12 protein-coding genes are annotated in these 18,803 nt (G+C 67.7%); 3 read left to right on the forward strand and 9 right to left on the reverse strand.

The window, feature by feature from the left end; genetic code table 11:
* Positions 1–2: 2 nt before the first annotated feature.
* On the reverse strand, positions 3–329 hold the full coding sequence (locus ACFYQA_RS20175; RefSeq protein WP_388919390.1) for a hypothetical protein: 327 nt from the start codon (positions 327–329) through the stop codon (positions 3–5).
* Positions 330–515: 186 nt separating this feature from the next.
* Between ACFYQA_RS20175 and ACFYQA_RS20180 the strand changes: the two genes are divergently transcribed.
* Positions 516–3,518, forward strand: coding sequence for a helicase-related protein (locus ACFYQA_RS20180; RefSeq protein ID WP_388919393.1), 3,003 nt, complete (start codon positions 516–518; stop codon positions 3,516–3,518).
* A 66-nt stretch (positions 3,519–3,584) separates the two neighbouring features.
* Here the strand turns inward: ACFYQA_RS20180 and ACFYQA_RS20185 are convergent, their stop codons facing one another.
* From ACFYQA_RS20185 to ACFYQA_RS20205, 5 genes are all read right to left on the reverse strand, one after another.
* Positions 3,585–5,255 carry an Hsp70 family protein gene (locus ACFYQA_RS20185; protein WP_388919396.1) on the reverse strand — a complete coding sequence of 557 codons (1,671 nt, stop codon included), beginning with the start codon at positions 5,253–5,255 and terminating at the stop codon, positions 3,585–3,587.
* A 66-nt stretch (positions 5,256–5,321) separates the two neighbouring features.
* On the reverse strand, positions 5,322–7,400 hold the full coding sequence (locus ACFYQA_RS20190) for a hypothetical protein (RefSeq protein ID WP_388919399.1): 2,079 nt from the start codon (positions 7,398–7,400) through the stop codon (positions 5,322–5,324).
* Positions 7,401–7,530: 130 nt separating this feature from the next.
* A complete protein-coding gene (locus ACFYQA_RS20195) occupies positions 7,531–7,959 on the reverse strand; it encodes a hypothetical protein (protein WP_388919402.1) in 429 nt (142 codons plus the stop codon).
* On the reverse strand, positions 7,959–10,403 hold the full coding sequence (locus ACFYQA_RS20200; RefSeq protein WP_388919405.1) for an AAA family ATPase: 2,445 nt from the start codon (positions 10,401–10,403) through the stop codon (positions 7,959–7,961). The genes ACFYQA_RS20195 and ACFYQA_RS20200 overlap by 1 nt, the downstream gene beginning before the upstream one ends.
* A 404-nt stretch (positions 10,404–10,807) precedes the next feature.
* The gene (locus ACFYQA_RS20205) at positions 10,808–11,326 is read right to left on the reverse strand and encodes an ATP-binding protein (protein ID WP_388919408.1); all 519 of its coding nucleotides are present in this window, start codon (positions 11,324–11,326) and stop codon (positions 10,808–10,810) included.
* 150 nt (positions 11,327–11,476) lie between these two features.
* Here ACFYQA_RS20205 and ACFYQA_RS20210 point away from each other — a divergent pair, with 150 nt between their 5' ends.
* Positions 11,477–12,424, forward strand: coding sequence for a helix-turn-helix domain-containing protein (locus ACFYQA_RS20210; RefSeq protein ID WP_388919411.1), 948 nt, complete (start codon positions 11,477–11,479; stop codon positions 12,422–12,424).
* Positions 12,421–12,636 (forward strand): DUF397 domain-containing protein, encoded by a 216-nt coding sequence (locus ACFYQA_RS20215; protein ID WP_388919414.1) that lies wholly within the window; start codon positions 12,421–12,423, stop codon positions 12,634–12,636. Before ACFYQA_RS20210 ends, ACFYQA_RS20215 begins: the two co-directional genes overlap by 4 nt.
* 59 nt (positions 12,637–12,695) lie before the next feature.
* Here the strand turns inward: ACFYQA_RS20215 and ACFYQA_RS20220 are convergent, their stop codons facing one another.
* The 3 genes from ACFYQA_RS20220 to ACFYQA_RS20230 are packed head-to-tail and all read right to left on the reverse strand — an operon-like array spanning position 12,696 to position 18,800.
* Entirely contained in the window at positions 12,696–15,971 is a 3,276-nt protein-coding gene (locus tag ACFYQA_RS20220) for a type I restriction endonuclease subunit R (protein WP_388919417.1), read from the reverse strand.
* Entirely contained in the window at positions 15,968–17,185 is a 1,218-nt protein-coding gene (locus ACFYQA_RS20225; protein ID WP_388919420.1) for a restriction endonuclease subunit S, read from the reverse strand. The genes ACFYQA_RS20220 and ACFYQA_RS20225 overlap by 4 nt, the downstream gene beginning before the upstream one ends.
* Positions 17,178–18,800: a type I restriction-modification system subunit M gene (locus ACFYQA_RS20230; protein WP_388919423.1), complete on the reverse strand. Its 1,623-nt coding sequence runs from the start codon at positions 18,798–18,800 to the stop codon at positions 17,178–17,180. The genes ACFYQA_RS20225 and ACFYQA_RS20230 overlap by 8 nt, the downstream gene beginning before the upstream one ends.
* Between the last annotated feature and the right edge of the window lie 3 nt (positions 18,801–18,803).

An 18,803-nucleotide genomic window follows, 5' to 3' on the forward strand; every position in this document is an offset into this window, starting at 1 on the left:
TGTCACTCAATGACGACCGGCTCCGGCTGCAGTACATCCCCTGGAGTGAGCCGACCGGAGCAACGGCTCTGGAGGCGCTCAGCGAAGCGCAACACTTCTTCTACGACAGCCCGGAATGCTCCGAACGGATTCCGGTGCCCGCGGCACGACAGCATCCCGTGCCGCAAGCACAGCGCAGCGACACCCCAAGCAAGCTGCCCGATGGCATCTACCTCTTCGAGTCGCGGGCCAGCCAGATCCTCGTCGGGTTCGCGTTGAGCAACGGTGGAGATGCCGTTGCCCCTCAGCGAAAGCGCCTCCGTGACATAGACGACGGTCATCTGCTTCACCAAGCCCTCGCTCAGTACAGGGATTGGTGTGCCGCTGTCCCCGAAGAGGTCACACCCGTGTTCGTCCGTGGCGACCTCGTCCGTCTTGCGGGCAGGCGGGAAACCTTTACCGTGATCAAGGCGACGCCGACGCGGGACGGAGGCGTCCAGTACAAATTGCAGGACGCGAGCGGCGGACGCTCCCGCATGGCCTTTGAGGAGGACCTTGAGGCACTTCCGCCCAGTTCGGACGACCCCGAGGACTGGATTCTCCGTCCGCCCGCTCCCGCCGACCGGACCGCCCTCGCGCTCACCCTCGCCAAGCTGAGCACGCCCCTCACGGATGTCGTGTACTCGTACCAGTCGAGCCGCACGATTTTCCGGCCCTACCAGTTCCGTCCCGTGCTCAAACTGATGAGTTCGGATCGCCAGCGATTGCTGATCGCGGACGAAGTCGGTCTCGGTAAAACCATCGAAGCCGGCTTGATCTGGAACGAACTGGAGCAGCGCACCCACCTGCGGCGTACCTCGGGACGGCGCGGTGGCACCCACTTCCGAGGGCTCGTCGTGTGCCCTGCCGCCCTTGTCACCAAGTGGCAGAACGAAATGCGCGACCGCTTCGACCGGCACCTCCGCGTCCTCGACAAAGAGGGCATGGCGGAGCTGGTGGAACTGTTCCGCAGCGGGGACACCAGCGAGCCGTTCGCCGGAGTGGTGTCTCTGGAGCGACTCCGGCGGGCCGGGCAGCTAGATGAGCTCGCTGAACTCCAGCCCCGCTTCGACCTCGTGATCGTGGATGAGGCGCACTACCTGCGCAACGCGAGCAGCCGAAGCCACGCCGCGGCAGCCCTGCTCGCCGACTGGGCCGACGCGCTGATCTTCCTTTCCGCCACCCCTCTCAATCTTGGCAACCAGGACCTCTACAACCTCGTCCACCTTCTCGACGAGGCGTCCTTCCCGGAACCCAAGGTCTTCGAGAACCAGCTCGAACCCAACCGCCACCTGAACGCCGTGGCCGTCGGACTCGCCAAGGGCGGCACGGACACCACGGACGGCGCTCGAGCCCTGCACTCCCGGCTCATGAGAGTCCAGACCTCCACGCACGGAAGGATCACCGCTCAACGACCTGAGTTCCGGCGCCTCCGAGAACTTTTGAGCACCGGCGCGCCGCTGTCCCCCCAGCAGCGCGCCGAGGCGCGGCGGTGCATCGCCGAACTCAACGCCCTCGCGGGTGTCGTCAATCGGACACGTAAGGCCGACACTCCCGACCGCAAGGCCCTGCGTGAAGCTGCGGACGTCGCGGTTCGCTGGACCCCGCAGGAGCGTACCTTTTACGACGACCTGCACGCCTGGTGTCTCAAGCGCGCCGCCCGCAGCGGCATGGCCGCCGGCTTCGCCGCACAGATGTGGCTGCGGCAGGCGGCCAGCTGTATCCCGGCCATGCAGCGGCGGCTGCGGGAGCGTTTCTCGCCCCGACCTGCCGAGGAGGAGGCCGTTGAGGAACTCCTCTACGAGTCGGGGGTCGTCGACGACTCCGAGGACGCCCCGAACGACCGCCGTACAAGACCGACTACCTCACCCGCGAATCTCACCCGCGAACTGGCGGAGCAGGCCGACGATCTCTCGACGCTGCACTCCCTGCTGCGGGGCCTCCCTGTGGACACCAAGTTCGAGCGGTTCGCGGACATGCTGCGCAGCGCCCGCGCCAAGGGCATGCGGCAGGCAATGGTCTTCTCCTTCTTCACCCGCACCCTGGAGTACCTGGAGGAAAGGCTGGCACCGGAGTTCAAGGTCCGGGTCATGCACGGGAAAACCCCGCCGAGCGAGCGGGAACGCATTATGAGGGACTTCCGTGCCGGCGCGTTCGATCTGCTTCTGGTGAGCGAGGTGGGCAGCGAGGGCCTGGACTTCGAGTTCTGCAACGTCCTGGTCAACTACGACCTGCCCTGGAACCCCATGCGGGTCGAGCAGCGCATCGGACGGCTCGACAGGTTCGGGCAGCAGCACGAGAAGATCTTCATCTTCAACATGCAGGTGCCCGGCACCATCGAGACCGACATCTTCCAGCGCCTCTACGCACGCATCGGGGTCTTCCAGGACTCGATCGGAGAACTCGAACCGATCCTCCGCGGACGCCTCAAAGAGTTGCACCGCATCGTCCTGGACCCTCACCTCACCCTGGAGCAGCGGCGTCACCAGGTCGACCGGATCGCGGTCGCGCGGGTGGATCGCGAGAAAGACCTGGAAAGCCTGAACGACGCCCAGGCTCTTCTCACCGGCCTGGACGGTCTACTCATTGAGGGATTTGACGAAACCAGCCCGGGCAGAGGGCGCTATCTGGGCCCCCAGGAGATCCGCGGACTCGTCGAGTGCTTCCTCACCGACAGCGGGTACGGACTGCTGCGTGACGTCCCCCACGAGGACGACCTGGTGGACGTCACAGGCAGCGGCGACCTGCTCAAGGCGATGTACGAGGCGATGGACACGGGCGCCTTCCCCCACCCTCGCGGTGATCTGCTGGGCAGGCTCAGGAGCGGCTCGTCGACGCGTTTCTGTCTGACCGCGAGTGCCTCGTCGGCGAGTGGAGCTCCATTGCTCAGTGTCCGCCACCCGCTGGTGCGCACCGCCCAGTGGTGGTACGAGGAGCGCCCCGAGCTGCTCCTGCGCTACGGCCGGGCACGGCTGCCCGGCCTGCCGCCCGGCTCCCGCTATCTGGTGGAGGTCCGGCTGGCGCGTACGGATGGCACTCGTTCGCGCCGCGAGCTGTGGACCACCGCGGTCGACAGCCAGACGATGCGGGAAGTGCCCGAGGTCGGGACCGCGCTTCTGACTTCTCTCGCCCGCGGTGAACTCACCGGCACCGACGAGCCGCTGCCCGACGACGTCGACGCATTGATCGTCGAGGCCTTGGACGAGGTGCAGGCCCTCGCGGCCGTGCAGGAGCGGACGACCAAACGGCTCTACGAGGCCGAGAACACCCGGCTCGCCGAAGGCCGACGCGCGACGGTGAGAGACACCCTTCAACTGAAGATCGCGCGGGCCCGGCGTCTCGCCCACGAGGTGGACCACCCCTCGATCCGCCGCCTCCACGAGAGCCGGGTGACGCATCTGGAGACTCGCCAGGATGCCCTTCTGGCACAGATGAAGCGGGACTCCCGCTTCAGCCTGTCCACTGAGACGGTCGCCCTCGTCCTGGTCGAGGGTGCCTGACCGGACGTCGGCCGGTGGCCACGGGCGCGTCCCGGGCCACCGACCGACACCTTACTGCCGCGAACCTCACTGCCACGGATGGGAGTACAGGTCGGTGAAGGAATGAGACTGGTACTCCTGGCCGTCCCTTCGCACACGCGTCAGACGGATGGCACCCTGCTCCCCCGCCCGGAGCACAGGCCACCTCTCCACCCTGAACGTCATGGGCCGGGCGGTGGAGTCATGAACAACCATTTCGCCATTGAGCCGCAGGGCGAGCGAGAACGCCGTCCTCGGGTGGAGTACGACGGGTAGATACGGCAGCGCACTGCCTTCCACCGAGAAGTCCATCGGTTCCCCGTCCACCGCCAGCGCTCGGATCCGCGCCTTGGTGACCCTTTGGACATCCGGCGTCCCCCTCCAGCGATAGGCCAGCTCCTCGCGGCGCATCACTTGGTGCGCGGTGTAGAGCGGTTGGAAGGCGGGATAGAGCAGTTCGCCGCGTCGGCCCCCGTCGAAGCCGTCCCACTCCAGCATCAGGTCGAAGCCGGGCCGGGGGAGGTTGAGCCGGTGGTAGTTGTGCACCACCAGGCCGGTCACGACCGACTGCTCCGGTGATTCCAGCGCTCTGTCGAACTCCACCTCTGCGTGGGGGAATTTCTTCTCGAAGGCCTGGCGCACCAGAGGTACCTGCGACATGCCGCCGGCGAGCAGCACGTGCTGCACGTCGGTCGCCAGTTCCGAAAGGGGCATGCGGGCCAGCTGCGCGATGTCGGGCGTCGTACGCCGCCGCAGCCGCGCCTCGCACAGGGCGGCCCTGACAAATTCCAGGGCTTCCTCCATCTGGGGCCGGAAGGCGTCCTCAAGCCGTCGGCGCGTGTAGCTGAGCAGCGGCAGGTTGGTGTATCCGCCGCCGACCGGAACCGCCTGTTCGTCGTACCGCGTGTCCGAGAGCAGCACCTTGAGCCGTCGGGCGGCCGCCAAGATCAGCGCCCTGAGGGTGGCGGGGTCGGGCATCCGTTTCACCACTATGCCCATGGCTTCCAAGTCCTGTTCGAGGTCCTGGGCGATCCGGAGGTCCAAAGCGTCACCGGCCCTGGCCACACCGCGTGCCGAGAGCACGGTGAGCTCGGGGGAGCCGTCCTGGAGCGACTCGGTGACCTCGACCACGGCGATGTCGAGGGTGCCCCCGCCGAAGTCGAAGACCAGCGTGGTCCCGTCGGGCCGGTCCTCGCCGAGTTCCCAGTAGAGCCCCTCCGACCAGGCGAGTCCGGCGGCCACGGGCTCGTCGACCATGTCCCCGACAGCCACCGGGATGCCCGCGGCCCTAGCCAGAGTGGCGAGCCGCCTGCGCCGCGGTCCGTCCCAGATGGCGGGGCAGGCAAGGCGGAAGTGGGCGTCCTCGGTGTCCGCTCCGGCGGCCTTGGCACGCAGCAGCACGTGCTTCAGCAGCTGCTCGATCATGTCGTCCGCCGAGTGCCGGATCGTGCCGGCCCCTTCCCGGCCCGGGAGCTCCTCGGGCGTCAGGTCGAGAGTGATGCACTGTTTCACCGACCGCAGCGCCGAGGCCCCGGCCGCCGCCTCGGCGCCTTCGCCGAACAGAGGCTCACCGGAGGCGGAGACGGCGATCACGCTCGGCATCCAGGAAGTACCGTGCCCGATCGGCACGACCTCCGGTGAGCCGCCGGGAAGCCGCTGGCTCACCAAGGTGGTCGCGGTACCGAAGTCGATGCCGATCAAGGGCTTGTCGTGCTGCACCGATGTCCTCCATGGGCATTGGCTGCCGGGGACCTCAACCCCGGCAGCGGAAATCAACTGTTATGCCTACTGCTCGGCCCTGCGGACGATGGCCTGCTCCAGTACGATGGGCTCCGGTTCACGAGGGCCCTGCCACGCATAGCCGGGCCGTTCGACCACCACCCGTGCCGCCGGTCCACCAGGGGCCCGGTGGAGCACAGGGTCGTAGTCCGTCTCCTCGCCGAGTACGCCGACGTCCACCACCCCGGCCGCCGCCGAGCGCGCCAGGGCCCTCCGGTACAGAGCGTTCGCCGGCCCTGTCTCCTCCCCCTCGTGGACCGCCTGGTCCGCGACCTCGGCGAGCACCGCGGCGAGCACGCGCAGTGTGTCGATCCTCGCCTGCCGCAACTGCGCCTGCGATGCCCCGCGCGCGGTCTGCCGGGACTGCCGGAGCTCGTCGTCCCGCCGCCGGAGCTGACGTGCCATCGCCTCGGCGCGCTGAGCCGCCTCTTCCACGTCCCGCTGGGCCGATTCCCACCTGGCCTCGGCAGCGTGAGCACGCGTCTCGGCCTCGGCGCGGCGCTTCTCCTCGTCCGCGATGCGGAGCCGCAACCGGTTCGCCGTTGCCTCTGCCTCGGTCAGTGCGTCCGATGCGGCCCGGCGCTGCTGCTCGTACTCGGTCCGGGCCGCATCGGCGTTGCTCCGTTCCTCCTCCAGCAGGTGCTTCAGGGCCTCGATCTCGGCCTGCGGGTCCCGCTCGGACTCCTGCGCCGCCTCCGGTGTCCCGTCCGGGGCGTCCTCCGTCACCTCCTGGAGAGGTTCGTCGGTCGCGATCGTGGCGTCCGCGGGCTCGGCAGTGTCGGCTTCGCCCGCCTCGGCGTCGGTGTCGCCTCCGTCCTCAACTCCCGTGGACTCGGTCTCCTCCGAAAACACCGTGGGCGTCTCGGGTGAGGCCTCGGCCTCCCTACCTTCCTTCGTCCTCTCGCCGTCACCCGTGCCATCCGCCTCCGCCGCATCGGCGGCTTCGGCCGCCGCGGCGGCCTGGGCCGTTCTGGCTGCTTCTCGCAGCTCGACAGGAATGCCCGGATGGTCGGCGACGTGCTGGGCCCAATCCCGCACGAGTCCGTTCGGCTGCTCCTGGATCCGGGGATCCGCCAGCAACGCGCAGGCCCGGAAGGCCATCTCCTCCGCGAAGTCCAACCATGGAAGATCGTCCTCCTTGGGCCGTCTCATCAGCACCGTCTTCAGGAGTTCCCTGGCCCTGGTCGAGAGAGGGGCCAACCGCTCCCCCTGAGCCCGTGTGTCCTCGAAGCCAGGGCTCGTGGACAGCGCCTGCTCGAAGCACTCCATCCCGGTGCGCAAGGCATTCCATGCCTGCTCGCCGCTCAGCGCCTTGGCCGCCCTGTCCGCCGCGGGGCTCGAAGCGGGCATCGCCGCCAGGGGGACGAGCAACGGAAGGAGATCGAGGGACGACGGGATCTCCGCAGCCTTCTTCGCGACCGGGCTGGGTTTGGTACCGGGGAGAACGATGCGCTTCCTGGCGCGCGACATCTCGAGGATGTGCTCGACAGCGATCAGGTTGATCTCTTCGGGCACGCGCTCGGGGTGGGGTTCCGTCCAGTGCCGCGGCCACTCGGTCACGGGCATGTCGAGTGCGTGTACCGCCAGGAGTTCGTACGGCGACAACTCGTCGAGCCCGGCGGACACGGCGGCGAACAACGGTCGCTTGGTGCCCCTCGGCTTGGGGGACTTGTCCACCAGCTTTCGAAGTGCTTCGGAAGCGGACCATTGCCGAGAGGAGCTGCTGGTCTCTATCCCGCCCCCGCCCCATCGCATGCCCTTGCTCGTTGTGCGCACCTCGGGATGGGCACTGAGCAACTCACGCACCTGACTCCACTTGAGCGACATGTTCGCAACGAGCCCCATGTCCTCCACGTACTTCCGCAACACGGTGATGTTGACCCGCTCGTCCAGTTCGCGGAGCAGTTCGACCAACACCTTCACGGGATCACTCTCGAACTCACCCTGAAGCGCCGCGAGGTCGGTGGCGGCCTTGTACCGGATCGTGCCTGGGGCGAGAGTTCTCACCGATTCCGGTACGGGTACGGGCAAGTGCTCGCTCTCACCCCCCTCCCACTCAACGACGACCTCCTTCTCGTCCAGCACACGAACGGTACCTACACGACGTACGGCACTGCCGTCACATTGCTCAACCAAAGATCCGATTTCCACAGCGCGAAACCCTATCGGCCGTTGTGGCGGCTCCGGCGGTCCGGAGCCCTATACCGCTGGTCCCCTATGTTCCCGCCTGCTGGGGGAACGCCACGACCGCCCTGGCTGCGGCGAGTTCCGCAACGAGCGTCCCGACGGTCGCCCGCCAGGCGTGCACCTGGGCGTGACGCGGTCCGATCTCGTCGTGGTGGTACTTGCAGCCCTCGCTGAGCCGGTTCCAGAGGGCGTTGACGCGATGGGCCAGGGCGGGGCCGGCGTAGTGGCGCAAGCAGAGCAGCTTCGCGCGCATGCTGATCGTGCCGAGTCCGGCTTCCTCAGCCGTGAGGGTAGCGTCGACGGCCGCTTCCAGGGCGATCCGGAGGGCGTAGGCCGCGCCACGGGCACGGCCTGCCGGGGTCAGCGGGCCGCCGCCGTCCAGGCCTTCGGCGAGGAGGGCGTCGGCGGTCGTGAGGAGGGCGGTGATGGTGTCGGCGCCGGTGCGGGTGGCGGGCATCAGGCGTTCACCTCCGGGGTGCGGAGCCGAGCGGCGAGGGCCTCGACCCTCCGGACGAAGTCCACCGGGTGGTGCGGGAGGAAGCCGCCGGGGTGGGCGCCCTGCTGGCACTGGTGGATCAGGGTCGTGCACTCGTTGCCGTAGAGGTGGCGGAGGCGGTTCTTGACGTCGTCGTCGGGGTGGACGAGGCCGTCGTCGAAGAGGGCGAACGACGCGAGCGGGATGAGCCGTTCGGTCGCGTCGATGGCGGACTGGAGGTGCTCGGCGGACTGGCCGGTGCGGTTGCGGCGGAGCCAGGCCGCTTCGACGAGTGCCGTCGCCAGGGCCTCGCGGCACAGGGACGGCAGGACGTGACGCAGGGCCGTCTCGGAGCAGTTCGTGGTCTGGGCGAGGGCCATGGCGTTGTCGATGGCCTCCTTGACCGGGTCGGTGTCGCAGGTGACGTGCACCTTGGACTTCTCGCCGCGCTCCACCCTCAGCACGGTCACCGGCAGGTTCTGGCTGCGGAAGGCGTGCGGGAGCCGGGTGTCGTGGGTGAAGACGACGACCTGCCGGTCGCGGCCGAGTTCGTCGAGCACCTGGGCCAGGCCGTCGACCTTCGCCGGGTCCATGGACTGCACGGGGTCGTCGATGACGACGAAGCCGAAGGGGCTGTCGGCCGTGGCGGTGCGGGGCAGGAACAGGGAGAGGGCGAGCGAGTGCAGTTCGCCCTGGCTCATGACGCCCAGGGCGGAGGCCTCGGTGTCGTCGACGGTGACGTCCATGACCAGCTTGCGCACGTTGGCCCTCTCGCTGCCGTGCAGGCCGACGTGGGTCAGGTCGACGCTGCTCTGCTGGCGCAGCCTCTCCCAGATCCGCTGCGTGTGGCCGGCGAAGGCGTCGACGCGGAGGTCGCGGACCTCGGTCGTGAGCTTCTTGATCCAGTTGAGGGCGGCGCTGACCTCGGTCCTACGGGGCTTGGCGGCTTCGGCCTCCCGGGAGAGCTTCGTCCACTCGGCGAGCAGGCCGACGACCGCGTGCCAGCGTTCGTCCTTGGCCGCCAGTTCCTCGCGCGCCGCACCGGCCACGATCGCGCACGCGTCCGTCAGTGTCACCGCCGCCTTGAGCGCGCGCTCGGCGAGTTCGGCGGGGTCGGTGATCCGACGGCAGTCTCCCCAGGCCTCCCACGGTTCGGCGAGCACGGCCGGGATCTCCCGAGGCAGGAGCACCAGGTTGTGCAGGGTGCGCGTCGCGGTCCGCAGGCCGGCCTCGGCCTCGCGTACGGCTGCGGCCTCGCGGAGGAGGGCGGCGATCTGCTGCTCGGCGCGCGCGGCCCACTCCCGGTCCAGGACCTGTTCCGTACCGCAGACCGGGCAGGCCGTGTCGTCGGCGTGGCGGTCGCTGTGGCTGAGGGCTGCCTGGAGCAGTTCGGCCCTGCTGTGGGCGTCGGCGGCCGCGGTGCCCTTCAGGTCGTCGAGGTCGGCGACGGCGTGCCGCAGTGCGTCGACGGCGGCGCCGACCTTGTCGAGGTCGGGCCCCTCGGTCTCGGCGGCGGCCTCCAGCCGGGCTTCCCGCAGCCGGCCCTCGTCGGACGTGGGTGCTCCGACGATCAGGGCGTCGAGCACGGCGTGGTCGGGTCCGCCGTTCTCCTCCATCGCCAGGAGGGCCTTGAGCGCCCGGTCGTCGTGCCCGACCTCCTCCAGGGCCGCGTGGAGGAGCGGCTTCTTGTCCTTCTCCGCGTTCACGACGGTGTCGAGTTCCTTCTTCGCCGCCGTCAGCCACCGCGCGGCGGCGTTGAGGTGGTCGAGGCCGAGGATCACGGCGATGTTGTCGTACATCTCGGACGGCTTGCCGTTGATCAGGTTGTCCAGGTCGGCGTACGACAGGAAGGGGCGGTAGGCGCGGGTCGCCCGCTCCCAGCCGGCCTGTTCCAGCGGCACGGTGCCGTGTCCCGGCCGCCTGAGCACGGCCTCGGAGTCGGTGAAGGCGTCGCCGGTCCAGGTGCGGGTGAGGGTGCTCGGCGACGGGTCGCCCTCGACGGTCAGCTTGGCCTCGACGACGGTCTGTTCGCCCTGGTGCAGGTTGCGCCAGCGGACGGCGTGGCTCGGGTGCTGTCCCGCGTAGTGGGCGTTGGTACCGGTGAACAGGGTCTCGACGGCCTCGGCGATGCTCGACTTGCCGGAGCCGTTGCGTCCGACGACGAGGGTGACTCCGGGCTTGGGCTTCAGCTTCAGCAGCGTCCGGGAGCCGACACCGCGGAATCCGGTGACGGTGACCTTGCCCAGGTAGAGGGGGCCAGCGGAGGAGGCGCCTGCGCCGTCTTCGGCGTTCCCGGAGTCGCCGAGTGCCTCGCGGATGAGGGCCTTCACCGGATCGGTGAGCTTCCGGTCACCGGCCAGCCGGGCCTCCACCAGCTCGGGCAGCGGCAGTGCGTGGTCGGGGGTCCGATCCGTGGCGTCGTCCATGAAGTGTCTCCCGTGGTTCCCGTACTGACGTGGAAGGGGCGAGCACCGGCAGGCGCCGGGGCGGCGGCTGGGCCGCCGGGGGCCTGTCGATGGACGGAACCGTAGGAGCGGGCGGATCTCTTGCAGGATCTCCTGCCTGATAACCCTGGTTAGCAAGGCAGTTGATGAAGATGCATGGGCATTCGGAGGGTGCCAAAGGCTGTCCGGACACATCCAGTCGGTGAGGGGCCACCTTGCCCTCGCTTGACCGAGCCGCCTGTCCGATTCGGCGTCCAGCGCGGCCTGCTGCCTGACGTCGGGGTCGTAGCCGTTTCACTTCCGCAGAGCGGCGCGTGCCTGCTCGGCGCGAGCCGCGCGCTCGACGTCCTAGCCCTCCGCGCGGTGCAATCCGGAGGGGCGGTTCACTACCGGGGCCAGGACGGGAACGTGTACTCCGCCCAGACGGTCTTGCCCGGGCCGTCCAGGCGCGGGTGCCAGTCCCAGCGGGTCGCGAGCCGCGATACGAGGAGCAGGCCGCGGCCGGCCTCAGCGGTGCCGTCGGGCTCCTCCGGGGCGGTGGGGCGGCGAGGGTGGCGTTCAGTGCGGGTGTCGGTGACCTCCACGCGTACGGTGCGGCCGTCGGGGGTCGCGTGGAGGCGAAGGTGGAAGTCCCGGCCGGGGACGTGGCCGTGTTGTACGGCGTTCGCGGTGAGTTCCGCGACGATCAGCACGATCGCGTCGTGTGGGTCGGTGCCGTACGGGACGCCCCACACGTCCAGACGGACGGCTACGAGGCGACGGGCGAGGCGGGCTCCGCGGGGCGTGGAGGTGAAGCGCATCTCGAAGGTGCGGGACGGGGGCGGGACCATCTTCAAGGGGGACCAGGGGGTGGCGGGTTGACCGGTTTCGGTGGTGTCGGTGAGATTGATGGGTTTCGTCGTCACGCCCCTCACGGTCCCGTCGGTCGCGTAGCGTGACCAGTAGTGACGCAGCGACAGGGGGCGGCTGTACCCGCGCTGTCGGCGCGAGTAGGAGCTGCGCGCCGTGACGGCGTCCCTTGCGGGGGCGTTGAGCGAGAGAAGGCGGTGGTGGACATGGCGGAGCGCACGGGTGCGGAAGCCGGGGCCGAGGCGGTTCCCGGGGAGCGTGAGAACGGCAACGGCGGCGGCGCGGGAGCGGTAGTCGTGAGTCTCGGAGACGGCTGGGAGAACGACGACGGGGCCGGGCGGCGACCGGAGGACGAGGCGGGGCGGGGTGTCGTCGTCGCGTTCGGACAGACCATGAAGACGCTGCGGGTGCGGGAGGGCCTGGAGCGCGAGGAGTTCGGGCGGCGGCTCGGGTACTCGGCGTCCACGATCGCATCGTTCGAGCAGGGGCGGAGGATTCCGACGCCCCGGACGATCGAGCGGGCGGATGAGGTACTGAGGGCCGGTGGGTTGCTGTGCCTGTGGAAGGAGCAGGTGGAGCGGGCTCAGTATCCGGTGTTCTTCCAGGGGATGGCGGCCTTGGAGAAGGAGTGCTTTGAGCTGCTCATGTACGACACACATGTCGTCAACGGGCTGCTCCAGACCGAGGATTACATGAGGGCGCTGCTCGCGATGCGGCGACCGCCCCTTGGCCCGGAAACGGTCGAACAGCGGGTGACCGCTCGGCTGGCCCGGCAGGACATCTTCGACCGCAGGTCGGCCCCGCTGTTGAGCTTCGTAGTGAATGAGGCGGTGTTGCGACATCGCTACGGCGGCACGGATGTGCTGCGAGGTCAGCTGGAGCTCATTCTCCTCGCCGGTCAGAAGCAGAACGTCGAGATCCAGGTCGTACCGACCGAGTGCGAGGAGAACGCAGGCGTGAATGGACCGTTCACGGTTGTCACCAGGAAGGACGGCAAGAAGTTCGTCTACGCAGAGACTCACTCGACCAGTTCTCTTGAGACCGACCCGGAACAGACGGCTCTCGCGGCTGCACGCTATGGGATTATCCGATCACAAGCTCTCAGTCCGCGAGAGTCAACGAAGTTCATCGAAGGGTTGCTGGGATCGCTATGAATAACGCTGAGTCCTCAACCGCCGCATCCGACCTCACCTGGTTCAAGAGCAGCTACAGCGGAACCGAGGGCGGTCAGTGTGTAGAGGTCGCAGCCGGTTCGGCTGCTGTGCACGTCCGTGACTCGAAGACCATCACCGGGCCCGTCGTTACGGTCCCACGTGAGGCCTGGGCAGGCTTCGTCGGACTGGCCTCGTCGGAGCGGCACGTCTGACACTCGTACGGTCATCAGAGCCCTGCCGACCTGATCTCTGGTCGGCAGGGCTCTGACGTTCAGTTCTCCGGAACCCCCTTCTCGGACCACTCGTTGGCGAAGTGCTCCATCTGGCGGAGGACCAGGTCGATGGCCTCCTTCTGCTGGTCCGGGGGGTAGTTGTTGCGGGCCAGGAGGCGCTTGATGGTGCTGCGCAGGCGGGCGCGGACGGACTCGCGGGCGATCCAGTCGGGCTTGAGCTGGCGGCGGACCTCGGCGACCAGTTCGCGGGCGATACCGGCCAGGACCTCGTCGCCCATGAGCGAGCGGGCCGTGCCGTGGTCGGCGACGGCGTCGTAGAAGGCGAGTTCACGCCAGTTCAGGGGCGGGTCGAACTTCTCACCCCGGTTGGCGTCGGCCATGACCTCCTTGGCCATCTCGACCAGTTTGGCGATGAGTTCGGCGCTGGTGTACTGCTGGCGCATGTAGCGCACCATCAGGTCCTGGAGGCGCTCGGAGAACGTGGTCTGCCGGACGATGTTGTGCCGGGTGACCTCGCGCATCTTCCGCTCGACGAGCCGCCGCAGCGCTTCGGCCGCCAGGTGCGGAGTGTCGCTGTTCTGGAGCTGGGCGACGAGTGCGTCGGTGAGGTGGGTGAGGTCGGCAGTCTCCAGCCCGGCCTCGGCGAACAGATCCGTCACTCCGCCCGTCTCCACCACCGATGACGTGAGCTGGGAGAGGTACAGCTCGACGTCGCGGGCGACGGGGAGCCCGCGTGCCTCGCGGTTCATGGCGTCCAGCTTCGCCACGTAGGCGCGGACCTCGACGAAGAACTGGATGTGCCGCTTCCAGGCCGGCCGGTCGGCGAACCGGTCCCCGACATGCTTCGAACTGCCCGCCAGAGCCCAGAAGCGCTCAAGGCGGTAGGCGTGCTCACGGAAACGGCGGCTCAGTGTCTGGCGTGGATCGTCGAGCTGCTCCGGGTTGTTGCCGGGCGTGCGGGGGTCGAGCAGGTACTCGGCGCTCCGCAGGGCCGCGTCGACGAACGCCTTGGGACCGGGCCGGTCGAGCAACGGCTCCCAGGCGAAGCCGCGCAGGATGCCGGTCAGGACGTCGTACTCGTTGCGCAGCTCGTCCAGTGCGCGCTCGACGTCCTGGCCGAGGGTGCGGTCGCGCTGGTCGGCCTCGGTGTACTCGGCGATGGCCCGCTGGAGGTTCTCTGTGAGCGGAGCGTAGCCGACGAGGAGGCCGTCCTCCTTGCCGCGGAAGCGGCGGTTGACGCGGGCCAGGGCCTGCATCAGGTTGGCGCCCTTGAGTGGCCGGTCCAGGTACATGGTGTGGATCGGCGGGGCGTCGAAGCCGGTCAGCAGCATGTTGTTGACGATGAGCAGCTCCAGCTCGTCGTCGGGGTCCTTGGCCCGGTTGATAACGGCCTTGCGGCGGCTGTCGGTCAGCGCGTGAGCGAGCAGCGCGTCCGAGTCCTTGCGGGAGTTCGACGAGAAGACGATCTTCATCATGCCCTTCTCGAACTCGTCGCTGTGCCACTCGGGGCGCAGCTCGCGCAGCGCGTCGTAGACGCGTACGCAGATCTCGCGGGTCGCACACACCACCATCGCCTTGCCGGGCGCCCCGCCCGACTCGGAGGCGCCTACGAACGGCTTCATCCGCTCCCGGCGGGCCTCCCAATGCTCCACCAGGTCGGCCGCGAGGTCGCGTATGCGGGCCGGCGCGCCGTACATGGCGTTCATCGTCGCCACGGCCTGTTCGACGCGGCGGCGCTCGGTGTCGTCGAGGCCGTCGGTGATGCGGTCGGCCTCCTCGTCGATGGTGGTCGGGTCGACGTCGCGGTCCAGGACGAGCTGGATCACGCGGCTCTCGTGGTAGACCTTCACAGTCGCGCCGTCGTCGGCGGCGCGCTTGAGGTCGTAGACGTCGATGTAGTCGCCGAACACCTCGCGGGTGTTGCGGTCGGCCTCCGAGATCGGCGTGCCGGTGAAGGCGAGCAGCGTGGCGTGCGGGAGCGCGTCGCGCAGGTGGCGGGCGAGGCCGTTGAGGTCGTCGTAGTGGCTGCGGTGGGCCTCGTCGACGATCACGACGATGTTCCGGCGGTCGGAGAGCATCGGATGGTCGGTGCCCGACTCCCGCTCCTCCTTGGTCTTGCCGAACTTCTGGAGCGTGGTGAAGAGGATCCCTCCCGTCCTCTTCGCCGCGAGCTCCTCTCGGAGTTCGGCGCGGGTGACGACCTGCTTGGGCGTCTCCGGGAGGATCTCGCTCTCCTGGAACGTCGAGTAGAGCTGATCGTCGAGGTCCGTGCGGTCTGTGACAACCACGACGGTGGGGTTCAGCAGGGCTGGCTCTCGCATCACCAGGGTGGTGGTGAGGACCATCTCCTCCGACTTGCCGGAGCCCTGGGTGTGCCAGACGACGCCAGCCTTGCCGTTGCTCGCCGAGGCCGTACGAACCTCCTCGGCGGCGCGGGTGACCGCGTGGTACTGGTGCGGCTTCGCGATCCGCTTCATCCGCTTGGACGGGACGAAGTTGATGAAGGACTGGATCAGTTCGAGGAAGCGGGACTGGGTGAACAGGCCGTGGAGCGCCAGGTTCTGCCCCGACTCCGAGAAACCGTCGGCGGTCAGGAGGTCAACGCGGGCGCCGAACTCATCCGTGTTCCACGGGGCGAAGTGCTCGTACGGGGTGAACGGGGTGCCGTACTTCGCGGTGATGCCGTCGGAAAGCAGGACGACCGCGTTGTAGCGGAAAGCGGTCGGGAATTCCTGCACGTACCGGGCCACCTGGGCGTGGGCCGTCTGGAGCGTCGCGTCCTCGTCGCCAGCGCGCTTCAGCTCGATGGCGGCGAGGGGCAGGCCGTTGACGTACAGGATGACGTCGAAGCGGCGGTTTTTGTCGCCGTCAATCACCGTGACCTGGTTGAGGGCGCGGTAGGTATTCGCGTCCGGGTCGGCCAGGTCGAGGAGGCGGATGGTGGGGTTGTACTCGGCGCCGTGGGAGTCGGTGTAGGTGACGGACCGGATGCCGGTGGTGAGGTGACGGTGAGCGGCCCGGTTCTCCTCGTAGGTGTCCTGGGAACCGGGGGTGGCAGCGGTCGCCACAGCCTCGCGAACGGCGTCCGGGGGCAGCTCCGGGTTCAACCGCTCGATCGCCTCCCGGAGGTCCGGGTAGAGGATCAGGTCGTCCCAGGACTTCCGGTGGTCGGAACCGGGTGCGAACGCGTTACCGGAGGCCGGCTGCCAGGCCAACTCGGCCAGCTCGTCGAGGGCGAGGATCTCCCAATCGGCCTCAGTGGGACGGCGGTGGGTTCTGTCGTCGGACTCGTTTCCGTCATGGGGCGTCGTCATGTGGCGTCCTCGACAATCTTCTCGGCGTCCTTGACGCGAAGGCGGCCGGACATGAGCTGGGGGAGGAGGGTGTCACGGAGGGTGGCAAGGGTGCGGTTCTCCGCCTGCAGCGACTTGATGTGACCGAAGGCGGCCGAGGCCTCCCGCCCGAAGCCGACCAAAGCATTCGAATCAGGCCGATTCACCTGGTAGTTCGCAGCATCACCCGCGCCGACCCGTTGCCGTCCGGACGTGCCGACCATGTTGCGAATAGCGTGCTCGCGGAACCTGCCGTCCCGGGCCAAGAAATAACTCAGTTCGCTGGGCACTCCGGGCAGCGAGCGCATCACGATAAACTCGGTCGACCCTAGGCCAACTTCGCCATTCCCCATAAAATCGACATAGCCAGTCTTGCCATTCTCCAGACAGGGGGTAATGCGCGCAAGAAGAGTGTCACCGTTCATGAACCTGGGGCCAGACTTGGGCGCCCTTCGTGTCCATGCAGGAATACTAAAACGATCAGTCTGCAATGCCGCCATCTCTACGTAGATGGGATCATCCGCAGACGGCTTCGCAACCTTCGGGTTGAAGGTCACAAAGCGTGTGACAGACACAGCCCTTTCAGGGTTCGGCTCATCAGCCAGCCCCAACTCCGCGTAACGGCACTGCAGCAGCCGCTCGTACGTGATCGCGATACGTTCGTTGACAGCGATCTTGTCATCAAGTGCCCCGAGCAAGGAAGCAATGACCCGCTGCTCCGGCAAACTCGGAAGAGAGATGACGTATTCGCAGATACGTGTGGGACTGGTGTGCTTGACAGTTGAACCCGTCGCGCCGTTCACAACATGCCGACGGTAATCACCCACTCGAAGGGCGTAGTGAAGAAATCCTTTATCCAGCTGCCTTGCGTTCAGAATTTCAATCTTCCCGATTCGCTGGTTATGCAGGTAGGTCAGCCTCTCCGGAATCAACGCAGGATACCCGAGCGTGTCGGCAGCCTTGCTCAGGTCCGTCATAGTGACCACAAGATCACCCGGCGCGAGCACGAATTCCTCAAGGATCGGCCCCGAGTAGCTCTTGATCTTAGCCTTCCTGAACCCGCCGCCGATGGAGAAATTCCCTGGCGTCACAAGGATGGGACCAGACTCATCCTCTCCGAAATACTCCCCCTTGAATGCAAAACCGTGCTTGATGGCGATGAGTTCACCCAGCTTGCGAGAAGTCCACTCAGCCATCGGCCCTCCCCAACTGCTCACGTACCGTCTTCTCCAACTCCGCCGACTTGCCGAACAGCTCGTAAAGCTCCTCGGTCAACTTCCTGATCCGCTCGGCAACAGCCTCCGCATCCTCTTCCTCCGCTTCCACGGCCCCCACATACCGCCCCGGCGTCAGCACGTACCCGTGCTCCCGGATCGTCTCCAGGGCAGCCGAGTAACAGAAGCCCGGTTCGTCCTCGTACGTCAGCCCTGCCTCGCGGGCCGACGCCGTACCGCGCCACGCGTGGTAAGTGCCCGCAATCTTCCTGAGGTCGGCCTGCGGCAGGATGCGCTCCGTGCGGTCGACCATCTCCCCCATCCCCCTGGCGTCAATGAACAGGGTTTCGCCTCGCCGATCGTCCAACCGACGTGCGCCCTGAGGCGACTTGTCCTTGGACAAAAACCAAAGGCACGCCGGGATTTGCGTCGTGCGGAAGAGTTGCGGGGGCAGCGCAACCATGCACGCCACTAGGTCCGCTTCTACCAGCGCCTGCCTGATCTCGCCCTCACCACTGAACTGGGAGCTCATCGACCCGTTCGCCAGAACGATGCCCGCCGTGCCCTTCTCCCCCAGCTTGGAGATCATGTGCTGGAGCCAGGCGTAGTTGGCGTTGTTCTTCGGCGGGACCCCGTACTTCCAGCGTGGGTCGGTCTCGTCCCGAGCCCAGTCCTTGATGTTGAAGGGCGGGTTGGCCATTACGAAGTCGGCCTTGAGGTCCGAGTGCTTGTCGTCGGCGAAGGTGTCGCCCCACCGGCCAGCCAGGTTGCCGTCGATGCCGTGGATGGCGAGGTTCATCTTGGCCAAGCGCCAGGTGCGCTCGTTCAACTCCTGGCCGTAGACAGAGATGTCAGCCTTGTGACCGCGTCCCCGGTGTGCCTCGATGAACTTGGCTGCCTGCACGAACATGCCGCCCGAGCCGCACGCCGGGTCGTAGACCCGCCCCTCGTACGGCTCCAGGATCTCCACGATCAGCTGGACCACGGACCGAGGCGTGTAGAACTCGCCGCCCCGCTTGCCCTCCGCCCGCGCGAAGTTGCCGAGGAAGTACTCGTACACCTCACCCAGCAGATCCTGCGCCGGCTTGTCCCCGTTGCCGCCGAAGCGCGCGTCGCTGATGAGGTCGACGAGTTCAGCGAGGCGCTTCTGGTCGACGCGGTCCTGGTTGAAGATCTTGGGGAGGACACCGGTCAGGGAGGCGTTCTCCCGCATGATGGCGTCCATCGCGTCGTCCAGGAGCTTGCCGACGCCCTGGGCCTTGGCGTGCGTGGCGATCCAGGACCAGCGGGCGGTCTCCGGGACCCAGAAGACGTGCGCGCCGGTGTACTCGTCGCGGTCCTCCAGGAAGTCGTCGAGGCGGTCCTCGGCGATGCCCTCCTCCATGAGTTCCTTGGCGAGCTCGGTGCGGCGCTCGTCGAAGGCGTCGGAGACGTACTTCAGGAAGATCAGGCCGAGGACGAACTCCTTGTACTGGGCGGCATCGATGGAGCCGCGCAGCTTGTCGGCCGCCTTCCAGAGGATGTCCTGGATCTCCTTGGCGGTGGAGGCGCTGAACAACTCCGCCTGATCGGCGGGCTTGCCTTTACTTGCAGCCATCGG

Origin of the sequence: Streptomyces sp. NPDC005774, from assembly GCF_042871645.1 — a bacterium.
In the GTDB taxonomy this organism is placed as follows: Bacteria; Actinomycetota; Actinomycetes; order Streptomycetales; family Streptomycetaceae; genus Streptomyces; species Streptomyces pratens.